The sequence below is a fragment of the Enterococcus dongliensis genome (assembly GCF_031927985.1).
GTDB classification, from domain to species: domain Bacteria; phylum Bacillota; class Bacilli; order Lactobacillales; family Enterococcaceae; genus Enterococcus_A; species Enterococcus_A dongliensis.
In genome coordinates this window covers 234,086-247,879 of record NZ_JARPZC010000003.1, presented here as the reverse complement: position 1 = coordinate 247,879, position 13,794 = coordinate 234,086, and the positions used below count along the sequence as shown (strand labels likewise).

Below are 13,794 nucleotides of genomic sequence, written 5' to 3'. Positions count from 1 at the left end.
TAATTCTTTGGTCAGAACTATTTTGAGTGTAGCACAAATGGCTTTTTTAGTTGTCTAGCTTAATTTTACAATCGGCGTTGTTTAATGAGTGGTTATGAAAAAGAAAAAGGTATTTTATGTATCAGTTTTGTCAGTATTATTGTGTTTTCCGTTACTTGGCTTTAAATATTCTAATAATGGAGTAACATCTTCGACTTCTTCATCAGATATTGAGGTCAGCTCAACTTCAACTACGTCATTAGAATCTTCAACAGTTGTCTCAACAGAAACAACTTTCTCTTCATCAGACGTGAATGATAAATCGACAATAAATCAAACAAATGATGAAGAAACAGAAAATCAGATTAAGCAAGAAGCACCGATTGCTGAAAAATTTTATGTTTCGATTATTGACAAGAATTACCAGTTACTAGAGGAGCCAAATGGTGAAGTTTTACAGGATAATGGGGAAAACTATCAGAGAACATTTGCTGCACAAGAAATCGATGATAATGGGACGAAGTTGTATTTGTTGTTTTCACCGGAGAAACAAGTCGGGTACATTCAGCCAAACAGTACTGAACAGGTAATAGGTCAAGAAGGGAAATTGTTTTCTGAAACGGATGTTTACGGAAGCATAAACTCAGCAGACGTTACATTGTTTAATTCTAATTTTCAAGCAAATGGGACGACCAGCGCTTTGAAGGACCATACTTATAAAATCGATGGATTTTATAACCATTTTGATGGAAAACAATACTACTTATTAAAAGATGTGACAGATAAGTTCGTTGGTATTGTTGAATCAATCGCTGTTGAAAAAACAAAAGATCAAGCTGGACAAAAACATTCTGTAAATGACTATTATTCTGTAGTGAAAAATAATCAAAAGGTTTGGAAAAATTTTGATTTCGAAGAACTAGGTACTTCGGAAATGTTTGTAGATCAAACATTTAATGTTAAGGAATGGTACTATCATTTTAATGGCACGAAGTATTTTGTACTTTATGATAATTCTGCCAATTTTAAAGGAATCGTTGAAGAAGGAACGATCCAAAGAGCCAGTAGTCCAGGTGGAATCTGGAAAACAGCTAGTCAATACGTGACAATCACCAAAAATAATTGGACAATCTGGAAAGATTTCAATTTTAAAAATGGTAGTTCAACGAATAATTTATATCAAAGGACATACCGTGTAACAGGCTGGTATCGTCATATTAATGGCACAAAATATTTATCTGTTTATGATAATAAAGGAATTTGGCAGGGCTATCTAAATGAAGATGGCGCCCAAGTTGTAGATACCCCTGGTGGACAATGGCATTCTACCAATCAATATGTGACAGTCACCAAAAATAATTGGACAATCTGGAAAGATTTCAATTTTAAAAATGGTAGTTCAACGAAAAATATGTATCAAAAAACGTACCGAGTAACGGGTTGGTATCGCCATTATAACGGGTCAAAATATTTATCTGTTTATGATAATAAAGGAAATTGGCAAGGCTATCTAAATGAAGGTGGCGCCCAAGTTGTAAATAATCCTGGCGGACAATGGCATTCTACCAATCAATATGTGACAGTCACCAAAAATAATTGGACAATCTGGAAAGATTTTAATTTTAAAAATGGTAGTTCAACGAAAAATATGTATCAAAAAACGTACCGAGTAACAGGTTGGTATCGCCATTATAACGGGTCAAAATATTTATCTGTTTATGATAATAAAGGAAATTGGCAAGGCTATTTAAATGAAGGTGGCGCCCAAGTTGTAAATAATCCTGGTGGACAATGGCATTCTACCAATCAATATGTGACAATCACCAAAAATAATTGGACAATTTGGAAAGATTTCAATTTTAAAAATGGTAGTTCAACGAAAAATATGTATCAAAAAACATATCGAGTAACGGGTTGGTATCGCCATTATAACGGGTCAAAATATTTATCTGTTTATGATAATAATGGAAACTGGCAAGGCTATTTAAATGAAGGTGGAGCGGCTAAAGCCGCAGGTGCTCAGGGAACAGGATTTTCTATAAATAAATCAGTCCTTGTAATTAAGAGTGGTTATTCAATTTGGAACAACTTTGGTTGGAAAGAAAAAGCTCGAACGAATTCTCTGATTAATAAGACCTACCAAATCAAATGGTATTACAAACATATGAATGGTTCTACGTACTATTCGTTGTATGATAGCTCGAACGGAAACTGGTTTGGCTATGTGAATAGTGGAGCTGTACGCGAGAGACGAGGAACCGCTCATTATCTGGGAACATCACGTCAACGTGTAATGAATGAATTGTATGCACATCAAAATGATCGTTTCTACCTTAGCACACCATATCGTGGGTTATCATCAAGCAATCCTGAACCTTTTTTAAGTCCTTATGGAGCACCTAATGCTTATGGACCGGGAATGAACTGTACGGGATTTGTAGCGTATGTGATGCGAAGAAGCGGCGGAAATCTAAATCGTATTTCCGGAATCACACAAGGGTGGGGCAGCTATGCAAATGCATACAATTGGCGCGATGCACTAATGCGCAACACAGAATACTACACCTTCAATTCAATTGACGCTTTATTAAAAAGTGGCAAGGCTCAGAAAGGTGATATCATTTATTTTGATCCTGTATGGACAGATATAAATTATGATTGTCATATTGGAATCTTTTGGGGGAATCGTTCAAATGAAAATAGAATATGGCATCAGGTATTAGCAGGCAATATGCAATCCCATATTTTTTCTGGAACTCGTTTTTCAAAAATTTATTTATTCCCACAAGATTAAAATGCAAGAATATAAAAACAGATTATAAATTTTTTGTTTAAAAATGCTAAAGTAGTTTGTATACTTATAAAAACAAAAAGCAGTCAAATCAATTGATTTGACTGCTTTTTATTCTTTTATTTTTTAATACATTTCTTAGGAATACTACTCTTTTTTTTGGGGGTATGGTAAGATGTGTAATGGATTATTTCGTGGATTAGGAGTGTTTATATGAATAAAAGTGGCGAATGGGGTGCCGCGCGTAGAGTATTTATTATTTTGATGGACGTGATTGTTTACAATTTTTCCATCTATTTTAGTTTCTGGCTAAAATTTGATGGAGCTATTCCAATAAGAAACTTTGAGACGTTCGAAAGTTCTGCAATCTTTATTTCACTATTTTTTATTGTCTTAAATGTTTTACTGGGGACCTATGTTTTTTATAATCGAATCGTCAGTGACATCGTCTTTGTGACTGTTATTGGACAATTTTTGATGTCATTGGGCATCATGATTATTACGTTCGCCGGTCGGTGGTTTGCTTTTCCAAGAATGGTTATTTTACTTTCGTTTCTATTGGGTACGATCTTATTGATCATCTATCGTACGATCATTTATAAAGCGTACATAAGATTAGGTGCCGATAAAAACGTGACAATTCTTGGCTTTGAAAAAAATGTGGCACCAGCGATCCAAAATTTTAGTTCGCAAAAAAATAATAAACACAAAGTACAATCCGTAGTGCTAAATCATTTCTATGACAACTTGTTGGAAATTATTGATGAGGTAGATATTGTTTATTTAGCATCAGAAATTGATGAAGCTGAAAAGATCAAGATCTATCAATTGGTGACTAAAAAAGAAAAAAAATTATTTTTAAATACGACATTTGAAAATTTAGTAACAATCAATCCTAATATCATGAATTTTGAAGATGAAAGTATCATTGAGTCGTCTGGGTTTAGAATTCTATCAGAAAATGCAATGTTCAAGCGCCTTTTTGACATTGTTGTTTCATTGATTTTATTGGTGATTGCGTCACCATTTATGTTGATTACGGCGATCTTGGTCAAAGTAACATCCCCCGGGCCTGTCATCTATAAACAAATAAGAATCACACAAAATCAAAAAAAATTCCCGATTTATAAATTCCGCTCGATGAGTGCAACGGCTGAGTCTAAATCAGGGCCCGTTTTAGCTAAAAGTAGTGATGCACGTGTGACACCAGTCGGAAAGTTTATTCGAGCTGTCCGGTTTGATGAATTGCCTCAATTGATCAACGTACTCAAAGGCGATATGTCAATCGTAGGGCCACGACCTGAACGGCCTTTTTTCGTGGAGCAGTTTAATGCGGAAAATCCCTATTATTACTTGCGGCATAATGTTCGTGCCGGAATCACTGGATACGCTCAAGTTTATGGTAAATACGCATCTGATTACAGTAGTAAATTAAAATTTGACTTGTTGTACATCAAAAAATATTCACTTATGCTTGATTTAAAAATCTTACTACAAACCATTAAGATTTTATTTGATAAAGTCTCGTCACAAGGGTTAGAAGAAGATGAACTATGTACATCATTAGACAAAATAGATTTTCCAAAAGAGAAGATTCTTCAATAGAAGGAGTGTCCATTTTTGAATAAAGTAGATGTTAGTATATTAATGTCCGTATATATCAAAGAAAAACCTGACTATTTCAAAGTATCTTTAAACAGTGCCCTTGATCAAACGATTTCCGTGAAGGAGATTGTTCTAGTTTTAGACGGACCAATCACTCCTGAATTACAATCTGTCATTAGTGAATTTCAAGAGAGAACACCAAATTTAATCAAACTGATTCCACTAAAGGAAAATGTAGGGTTAGGTAAAGCATTGGCTGTAGGTGTTGAAGCATGCAGCTACGACCTGATTGCTCGGATGGATACTGATGATATTATGCTACCTACACGTATTGAAAAGCAGTTTGCTGAATTTAATATGGATCCTAAATTAGCAATTGTAGGATCTAATATTGATGAATTTTATGAGTCTCCTGAGAAAATAGTTGGTCGCAGAATTGTTCCAAAAACAAATAATGAGATATGCGATTTTTCAAAAAAAAGAAATCCATTTAATCATATGACTGTTATGTTTCGAAAAAAAGCTATTCTTTCTGTCGGTAACTATCAACCAATGATGGGCTTTGAAGATTACTATCTTTGGGTAAGGCTGTTAAAAGCTGGTTATAAAGGGAAAAATATTCAAGAATCATTAGTTTTTGCCAGAACAGGCGAAGATATGTATGCTCGTCGAGGTGGAAAGAAATACTTTATAAATGGGTTGAGAGGACGCAAAGCAATTTATCATGCTGGTTTAGGATCTTTTTCAGATTATTTGATTTCATGTTCAGCACATGTTGTTGTGAGTCTCTTACCTAATAGTTTACGCGGAAAACTTTATGAGAAGAAATTGAGAAACTAAATCTCAAGAAAGAGAAGTCTGATGTATAGTAATAATGAAAAATTGAAGAAAATTCAACAAACAGTACTACAAATGTCTCAAATTATTTATGATTTTTGCAAAGAGAACGATTTATTATGCTACTTCTGTGGAGGCGGTGTGATAGGAGCTGTTCGAGAAGGTGGATTTGTACCCTGGGATGATGATTTAGATTTCTTTATGCCTAGAAAAGATTATGAACGATTTTATCAACTTTGGAAAAGTAGTTCCTTGAATGAACGTTACCCAATATTAAGAGTGGCAGAAGACTATGTTGATCATAATTTATTTACGACAATCCGTGACAATGAGACGACATTTATTAAAACGTATCAAGTTGATTTAGATATTCCGCATGGTATTGCAATAGACATTTTCCCTTTAGATGTAGCTCCAGAGTCTGCATTTAAACAAAAAATTCAAAAAATTTGGGCTTTGATTTATTCTCTTTACTGCAATCAAATCGTCCCAAAAAATCATGGTGGTATGATTGCCGCTGGGAGTAGGGTTTTATTAAAAGTTATCCCAGGTTCTAAAGCTCGCTATCGCATTTGGAAATACGCAGAGAAGCAAATGACAAAATACAACAAAGTTTCAACACTGTTTGTTACAGAACTTTGTGTTGGACCAAGATATATGGGGAATATTTATCATGCGGAAGATTTTTCTTCTAGTATAGAAAAGTCCTTTGAAGGAAAAATGATGCCCATTCCAATAGGCTACGATAGATATTTAAAAAAAACATTTGGAAATTATATGGAGAGACCACCTAAAGATAAGCAGGAATCTATTCATGATGCAGTATATATTGATCCAGATAATTCATATAAAAAATACAAAGGTATCTACTATTTAACCAATAAGGAGGATAAATAAGTGATTACAGCATTGATTATCGCCGGCGGTGTCGGAAAAAGAATGGGCCAAGACATTCCTAAACAATTTATTACAATTGAAGGAAAACCAATTATTATTTACACATTGGAGTCATTTGAACATCATCCTTTAGTCGATCGAGTTTTAGTCGTATGTAAATCTGGCTGGGAAGATACTTTATGGGGATATATTAGAGAGTATGACTTGAAAAAAGTCCAATGGATTATTCCGGGTGGATCAAAGGGACAAGAATCAATTAATAACGGAGTTCAGTTTCTTAAAGAATATTCGGATGAAGATGACACGATTATCATTCATGATGGTATCCGACCATTAGTGGACGAGATTGTTCTTTCAGACGTAATCGTTAAATGTCAAGAACATGGAAATGGTGTAACGTCACTGCCGTATAATGAACAAATTTTTTTGAAGGATACAGAAGAAACAACTAAACAATATATTGATCGCAATACGTTGCGTCGAGTTTCTACACCGCAGGCTTATCAGTTTGGAAAATTAAGCTGGGCATATGATAAGGCGATTAAAGAAGATATTGGAATGACGGATTCTTCCTATACGAATACAATGATGGTCGAGCTTGGAGAGACATTATATTTTGCAGCTGGCTCTGACAAAAATATCAAATTGACAACACAAGATGATTTAGAACTTTTTAAAGCGTACTTAAAGATGAAGGATTAGAGGTGAGATTGTGTTACTAGAAAATGAAATATATCGTGCTGAATTGGATAAAATCAATCAGGCAAACAATAATTGGAAAAAGATTGATCATCATTCATTCTTAATTATTGGGGCAACTGGAATGATTGGTTCGTATATGATTGATGTATTAATGAGGAGAAATGAAAAAAATCAGTCTAACATTCATATTTATGCAATGGGAAGAAGTATTGATCGTTTGAAAAAGCGTTTTTCAATGTATGAAGAATCAACTTTTTTCCATATGGTTGAAGCAGATGTTACCCAACCATTTATGTTGGATAAAGAAGTAGATTATATTTTTCATGGAGCTAGTAATACACATCCTAGGGCATACACTACTGATCCAATTGGAACAATCATGACTAATTTAATGGGAACCCAACAAGTCTTGGAGTTTGCAGTTAAGAAAAAAGCACAACGTGTAGCGTTTTTATCAACCGTAGAAATCTATGGTGAAAATCGTGGCGATGTCGAAAAATTTACTGAGGACTATTGCGGGTATATTGACTGTAACACATTAAGAGCAGGCTATCCTGAAGGAAAACGTGCTGGTGAGAGTCTTTGTCAAGCTTATATCGCTAAACATGATTTAGATATTATTATCCCAAGAGTTTGCCGTACATTTGGCCCAACAATGTTGTTGAATGATTCAAAAGCTTCTTCCCAATTTATTTTAAATGCTGTGAACAATGAAGATATCGTTTTGAAGAGTGAAGGAAATCAATATTTTTCTTATGCTTATGTCGGTGATGTCGTGTATGCTTTATTGTATCTCTTAGGGAATGGCGAAAATGGTGAAGCATATAATATAGCCGTACCTGAATTTGACTTGCATTTGAAAGATTTAGCACATGGATTAGCAGCATTAAATCAAAAGGAAGTCATTTTTGACTTGCCTGATGAAGAAGAAAGACGAGGTTTTTCAACTGCTAGTCAAGCAATCTTAGCTTCAGATAAAATCGATTCTATTGGTTGGAGACCATTATTTGGATTAAATGAAGCATTGAAGAATACAGTAGAATTAATCAGAAATGAGCGAATTTAATGTGTGAGATAAGTATTATTGTTCCAGTTTACAATGTGGAGAAGTATTTAAAGAAATGTGTGGACTCAATTTTGAATCAAACATTCAAAGATTTCGAATTGATTTTAGTTGACGATGGTTCTCCGGATAGTTCAGGAGCTATCTGTGATCAATATGCTGAAAAAGATTCCCGTGTGAAAGTGATCCATAAAAAAAACGGTGGACTGAGTGATGCGAGAAATGCTGGAATTGAAGTTGCTAAAGGAAAATATTTAGGTTTTATTGACAGTGATGATTATATCGCTGAAGATATGTATGAGCTTTTGCATAATAACATCGTTAGAGAAAACGCTGATTTATCTATTTGTGGGATATATGATGTATATCAAGAGAGACAAGCTATTAAAAAAGAACGGATTAAAAGAACAGTTACTTCACTCGAAGCGATGGTATTAATCTTTGAAGGAAATAATATTTCTGTTCATGCCGTTAATAAATTATATAAACGTAAAGTATTTAGTGGCATTAGATACCCTATGGGAAAATATCATGAGGACTCTTTTATTATTGTTGAGATACTAGATAAATGTAAAACTGTGGTGATTGATTCAATCCAAAAATATTATTACGTCCATCGTGCAGAGAGTATTAATACTGAAAAATTTTCTAATAGACAATTTGATTTTATTGAGGCTTGGGAATTAAATGAGAACAAAGTTTTAGGAAGAAGTCGTAAATTAGATATTGCAGCACACCAACGTGTTTGTTTTGCGAATTTTTTAGTTTTAGATAAAATTATTAAAAATAACGTAAGTGATGAAGTAACAGAGACAAAAAAAATTATTTCATATTTAAGACGTAATTATTTTTTTATTTTGAAAAATCATGTGTTTACTACAAAGAGAAAGATATCTATGACTTTACTTATGTTTAGTTTACATCTTTATAAAATTCTTTCTAGAATTCAAAATAAATAAAGGAATTAAAAAAGATAGATTGAGGTTCTTATGCAAAAATCAAGATTATATTATTCAATGATGAATTCATCAATTTCAACTATTGTTTTCTTTTTAAAGTTGGTAATGCAATTCGTTGTTCGAACATATTTTATTAGAGTTTTAGGTGTTACTTATCTAGGGATAAATGGCTTGTTTTCCAATGTCTTGAGTTTATTATCTTTAGCAGAACTGGGTGTGGGCACATCTATTGTATATTCGATGTACAAACCAATTGCAAATAATGATCAAAATGAAATTCAAGCGCTAATGATTTTGTATAAAAAAGCCTATCATTATATAGGTATGGCAGTAGCAGTCATTGGATTGGCGTTAGTTCCTTTTTTACACTTCTTTTCAAGTGATTTAAGTTCGAAAGAAGGGTTTATTTGGTACTATCTATTGTTTCTTAGTAATTCTGTATTAAGTTATTTTTTTACATATAAAAGATCACTTTTAATTGCAAATCAAAGATCATATTTAGTTAATATTAACGATTTTATTTTTCTTTTTATTAGTAATATCTTTCAGATTTTCCTGTTAGTACACTATAAAAATTTTACATTGTATTTGATTATCCAGTTAATTTTTACTTTACTTGGAAATTTTTCAATTTCATATAAAGTTGATAAAGACTATCACTTCTTGAAGAAATCAGAACCTAAAAAATTAGGTAAGGAAAAAATAAAAGAAATTAAGAAAAATGTTGTTGGAAATATGAGTTCTAAAATTGGTGGAGTAATTGTTATGGGAACTGACAGTATTCTCATTTCAAGTTTCGTAGGACTTGCGGCTGTAGGTTATTACTCTAACTACACTATGATTATTAATAATGTTCAGAATTTATGTAAGCAAGTTACAAATTCGATAACTGCAAGTATTGGGAATTATATTGTTACAGCAAATAAAAAACAGGCATTAGAATTGTTTAAACGACATCTATTTGTAAATTATACAATGATATATTTTGCGACATTAATTCTTATCTCAGTATTAAATTCATTTATTATGTGGTGGATTGGAAAAGAATATATACTTCCTTCATTAACTGTAACGCTAATTATTATAAACTTAGTTATTCAAATGTTTAGAAATACAAACTTTGTATTTATTGATTCTTTCGGTCTATATTGGGTACAAAGATGGAAATCGATTATTGAGGCTATTATAAATTTAATTGTGTCATTAATTCTTTTATCAGTTTTTAAATTAGAAATAAACGGTGTTTTAATAGGAACTATTGCATCTTCTTTGGGTTATGTAATGTGGGTAGAAGCATATTATATATTCAAATATGGATTACAGGAGAAGCTGATTATCTATATAATACAAGTTATTAAATATGTTATCTTTTTAGGTGTATCTGTAAGTATTGTTTTCTTTGCTCAAGCATTTTTTAATTTCAATGGTTTGATAGGTATTATCTTTAAAACAATACTTGCCTGTACTATAGGTTTAGTCTTGTATGTGATAGTTTTTTATAGGTCTCAAGAATTTATTTATATTAAAAATTTGTTACTAAGAATAATAAAGAGGTAAAAACTATGAGAATTTGTATTGTTGGACCGTCTTTTGGCTATGGTGGTGCGAATATAATTGCTGCTACTATTGGAAAAGAGTTAGCAAAAAAAAATGAAATCTATTACTACTCGTACAAATTTAAAGATAATTATTCTGATTTACCAGAAAGTAATTTATTTTTTAGTTCGAAAAAAGAAAACAAATTATTAGGTAAACTGGGTAAAGGACTTGAGATGGTAGTAAAAAGAGAGTTTACTCCTTCTAAATATAAAAAAAATGAGATAAATGACTTATTTAATATTATTAATCAAAAAAAAATTGATATCGTTATTCTTAATTCTTTTATTGCTGTTACAATTTTTGCTGAAAAAATTAAAAAAAATTTTCCTAATGTTATTCTTATTGCTTGGATGCATGAAGCAGTAGAACATAGTTTTGGATCGTTAACTAAAAACTACCCAACTGCATTTAGAAAAGCGTTGGAAGTAGTAAATCAAATTGTTTGTCTCACTAAAAAAGATCTCGAAGTGTTTAAAAAGTATAATAATAATTCAATAATTATCTATAATCCATTACAATTTATATCACCTCAAAAATCAAACTTGGAAGATCCAGTCATTTCTTTTACAACTAGATTAGATATTAATATTAAAGGATTGGATTATCTCATGAAGATAGCTAAAAATATTCCTGATGATTGGACCATTAGAGTTGCGGCAAATGGTCGACAAGATCAAATTAATAAATTTAATAAACTAATAGAAGATAATAAGGTTAATGAAAAGATTAATTATGTTGGTGCTTTACAGGGAGAGCAGCTCATAAAACATTATCTTGAGAGCTCAATTTTTATTTCCACATCAAGAATTGAATCGTTTCAATTAGTTCTTATTGAGGCAATGGAATGTGGATTACCTATTATTAGTTTTAGTCATAGTGGTGGAAGAGAAGTTTTGGAATATGGCAAATTTGGAATATTGATTAAAAATTATGATGTTTCAGCCATGGCTATAGAAATAAATAGGTTAATTGATAATAAAAATAAAAGAATTGACTTACAAAAGAAGTCAATCGAGAGATCGAAAGATTTTCAGCTAAAAAAAATAGTAGATGAATGGATTGTATTATTAGAAAAATGGATGTGATAGTATGTTGAAACTTGAAAAAATGAAAGAATATTATCTGATTAGCTTATTTATAATGTTACTATTAAGATCAATTAATGCATATAGTTTGTTACCATCTAAATATGACAGTATTATTTTCGCAGTTCTTGGTCTGCTTGGGGGAGTATTTCTACTTCAAGAACTCTTTATCATTACTAAAAAACGACAGTTAATCAGTTTTGATAGTATTCTTTTAGTATTTTTATTTTTTTTAGGAGTGTCTATTTTAGTAAATCATGATAACTATTTAGAGAGCAACATAAAACTATTTGTATGGACATCATTATATTTAATTGGGATATACAAATTTTCTGAAAGAAATTATGAAAAAATTCAATTTATAGATTTAATAAATAAAATACTTATTTTTTCTTTTTTTATTATGTCTGTAGTTTCTTTCCTTATGTATTTACTAAAATTTAGCTATATCTATGTTTATGGCTCAGGACCACGAGAACATATAAGAATTGGATTTTTAGAATCTCGTCTTTTTGGAGTATTTGGTGATCCAAATTACGGAGCCACAATGGCTCTGATTGTATTAATCCTATCATTTTTCTATTTAATTATTGATCAAACAAAGAAGAGTCTACCAATCAGGGTATTCTTTGTTTTTAATATAATTATTCAATTTTTTATAATTATATTATCAGGATCTAGAAGTGCACTTTCAATTAGTTTTGTTGTTGTGGCTTGGATAACATTTACTTATTCTTTTTTATTAATCAGTAAAAAACATATCAGAAACATTGTTTTCAAAATAATCCTATCATTAACTATTTCTTTGTTAATGATTGCTTTTTATTATGGATTACAAGCTGGAACAAAAGATTTTTTGAAAGTATTACCTGAACATATCAACTATGAACTGAAAGTTACGAATGACAGTAATAGTACTAAAGAAAAGAAAAACTTGAAATTTAATCGTGAATCAAATAAACAATCGGAAATTTCATTGACCAGAAAAGATGTTGCTGAAAATGAAGATATTTCAAACATGCGTTTTTCTATATGGAAGAGTGCAATCGAAATTTTTAAATCGACTCCATGGATAGGGACTTCCCCTAGAAATATTATTGTTTATGCAAATAAAAATATACCTACTACTTTTATAGCACAGAAAGCAATTGTTGTTCATAATGCATATATAAATGTCTTAGTTTCAACTGGAATTTTAGGATTTTTACCGTTTATTATTTTTTTAATCGTTAATGGTCTATCTGTACTCATTTTTTTCTTTAAAAACAAAGAAAAGTTACCGAACTATTTTAATTCATATTTGTCAATTTTACTTGTTTTAGTTTTGTCTGGATTGTTCAATAATGAATTGGTTTTGGTAAATACTGTCGGCACATTCATTTTTTGGTTGTATTTAGGAAACTTAAATGGATACATGAAGGGAATGCATTTATTAGATGGAAAATCAAAGAATGAATCTTGATGAGATAAAACAAACAGCATTGAATATGCTAATTTATGTGGATGATATTTGTCAAAAAAATAATTTGAGATATTCTATTTATTATGGTACCTTATTGGGTGCTGTTCGCCATGGAGGATTTATTCCATGGGATGATGATATTGATATTGTTCTTCCAAGACCAGACTATGAAAAATTATTACAAATCTTAGAAAAAGATTTAAACTATCGATTAGCTAGTTCAATGAATAGATCTCCTTATCGTTATACATTTTCTAAACTTTTTGATCCAAAAACTAAACTTATTTCCAAACAAATTTTTGATTATGAAGGAAAAGATGCAGGTGTATTTATTGACATATTCCCTTTAGATGGTGTGCCTAATGAAAAAAAAACTCAAAAGAATTTTGCTATTGAAATGGACTCTTATAAAGTCGGATTTATGAATACTTTAGGTTTGATGTATGCTAGATCTTATTCTTATTTCAGAAGTTTTATAAAAATAATCTTGAAATTCCCATTTTATCTTAATCTCATAAGGCAAGGAGATTATCTCTACTGGAGAGAACTCTATGAAAAAAACTCTTTAAGATATCCCTTTGATCAGAGTAAATTTTGTGGACATCTTGAGTATATAAAATATGATAAAGCAATTTATCCGACTGATTGGTTTTCTAAGGACAATTTTGAGAGGATAAATTTTGAAGGCCACAAAATAAGTGCTATCAAAAATACAGATTTATTTTTAACAAAGTATTATGGTGATTATATGACTTTACCGCCTAAAGAGGAACAGGTATCAAATCACTTATATGATTTCTATTGGAAATAAATAA

11 protein-coding genes are annotated in these 13,794 nt (G+C 31.2%); all 11 read left to right on the top strand.

Annotation, left to right across the window (positions count from 1 at the left end):
- The first annotated feature begins 94 nt into the window (after nucleotides 1-94).
- The 11 genes from P7D84_RS04200 to P7D84_RS04150 all read left to right on the top strand — a co-directional run bounded on the left by P7D84_RS04200 (nucleotide 95) and on the right by P7D84_RS04150 (nucleotide 13,790).
- Nucleotides 95-2,773, top strand: a complete 2,679-nt coding sequence (locus tag P7D84_RS04200; protein ID WP_311805159.1) for a hypothetical protein — start codon at nucleotides 95-97, stop codon at nucleotides 2,771-2,773.
- A gap of 210 nt (nucleotides 2,774-2,983) precedes the next feature.
- On the top strand, nucleotides 2,984-4,375 hold the full coding sequence (locus P7D84_RS04195; protein WP_311805157.1) for a sugar transferase: 1,392 nt from the start codon (nucleotides 2,984-2,986) through the stop codon (nucleotides 4,373-4,375).
- A 15-nt stretch (nucleotides 4,376-4,390) separates the two neighbouring features.
- On the top strand, nucleotides 4,391-5,215 hold the full coding sequence (locus P7D84_RS04190; RefSeq protein ID WP_311805156.1) for a glycosyltransferase: 825 nt from the start codon (nucleotides 4,391-4,393) through the stop codon (nucleotides 5,213-5,215).
- A gap of 21 nt (nucleotides 5,216-5,236) precedes the next feature.
- A complete protein-coding gene (locus P7D84_RS04185; RefSeq protein WP_311805154.1) occupies nucleotides 5,237-6,109 on the top strand; it encodes a LicD family protein in 873 nt (290 codons plus the stop codon).
- Nucleotides 6,110-6,811, top strand: coding sequence for an IspD/TarI family cytidylyltransferase (locus tag P7D84_RS04180; RefSeq protein ID WP_311805153.1), 702 nt, complete (start codon nucleotides 6,110-6,112; stop codon nucleotides 6,809-6,811).
- A 7-nt stretch (nucleotides 6,812-6,818) separates the two neighbouring features.
- Nucleotides 6,819-7,877 (top strand): NAD-dependent epimerase/dehydratase family protein, encoded by a 1,059-nt coding sequence (locus P7D84_RS04175; RefSeq protein ID WP_376713408.1) that lies wholly within the window; start codon nucleotides 6,819-6,821, stop codon nucleotides 7,875-7,877.
- Nucleotides 7,877-8,833, top strand: a complete 957-nt coding sequence (locus P7D84_RS04170; protein ID WP_311805151.1) for a glycosyltransferase family 2 protein — start codon at nucleotides 7,877-7,879, stop codon at nucleotides 8,831-8,833. Before P7D84_RS04175 ends, P7D84_RS04170 begins: the two co-directional genes overlap by 1 nt.
- Before the next feature lie 30 nt (nucleotides 8,834-8,863).
- Nucleotides 8,864-10,390 (top strand): lipopolysaccharide biosynthesis protein, encoded by a 1,527-nt coding sequence (locus P7D84_RS04165; RefSeq protein WP_311805149.1) that lies wholly within the window; start codon nucleotides 8,864-8,866, stop codon nucleotides 10,388-10,390.
- 5 nt (nucleotides 10,391-10,395) lie between these two features.
- The gene (locus P7D84_RS04160; protein WP_311805147.1) at nucleotides 10,396-11,517 is read left to right on the top strand and encodes a glycosyltransferase; all 1,122 of its coding nucleotides are present in this window, start codon (nucleotides 10,396-10,398) and stop codon (nucleotides 11,515-11,517) included.
- A gap of 4 nt (nucleotides 11,518-11,521) precedes the next feature.
- Nucleotides 11,522-12,979, top strand: coding sequence for an O-antigen ligase family protein (locus tag P7D84_RS04155; RefSeq protein ID WP_311805145.1), 1,458 nt, complete (start codon nucleotides 11,522-11,524; stop codon nucleotides 12,977-12,979).
- Entirely contained in the window at nucleotides 12,954-13,790 is an 837-nt protein-coding gene (locus P7D84_RS04150) for a LicD family protein (RefSeq protein WP_311805143.1), read from the top strand. Before P7D84_RS04155 ends, P7D84_RS04150 begins: the two co-directional genes overlap by 26 nt.
- The last annotated feature ends 4 nt before the right edge of the window (nucleotides 13,791-13,794 follow it).

What these genes read in the sequence shown, in the direction of transcription:
- P7D84_RS04200 (WP_311805159.1), top strand. Translation starts at nt 95, where the DNA reads ATGAAAAAGAAAAAGGTATTTTATGTATCAGTTTTGTCAGTATTATTG.
- P7D84_RS04165 (WP_311805149.1), top strand. Translation starts at nt 8,864, where the DNA reads ATGCAAAAATCAAGATTATATTATTCAATGATGAATTCATCAATTTCA.
- P7D84_RS04185 (WP_311805154.1), top strand. Translation starts at nt 5,237, where the DNA reads ATGTATAGTAATAATGAAAAATTGAAGAAAATTCAACAAACAGTACTA.
- P7D84_RS04170 (WP_311805151.1), top strand. Translation starts at nt 7,877, where the DNA reads ATGTGTGAGATAAGTATTATTGTTCCAGTTTACAATGTGGAGAAGTAT.
- P7D84_RS04150 (WP_311805143.1), top strand. Translation starts at nt 12,954, where the DNA reads ATGGAAAATCAAAGAATGAATCTTGATGAGATAAAACAAACAGCATTG.
- P7D84_RS04160 (WP_311805147.1), top strand. Translation starts at nt 10,396, where the DNA reads ATGAGAATTTGTATTGTTGGACCGTCTTTTGGCTATGGTGGTGCGAAT.
- P7D84_RS04195 (WP_311805157.1), top strand. Translation starts at nt 2,984, where the DNA reads ATGAATAAAAGTGGCGAATGGGGTGCCGCGCGTAGAGTATTTATTATT.
- P7D84_RS04155 (WP_311805145.1), top strand. Translation starts at nt 11,522, where the DNA reads ATGTTGAAACTTGAAAAAATGAAAGAATATTATCTGATTAGCTTATTT.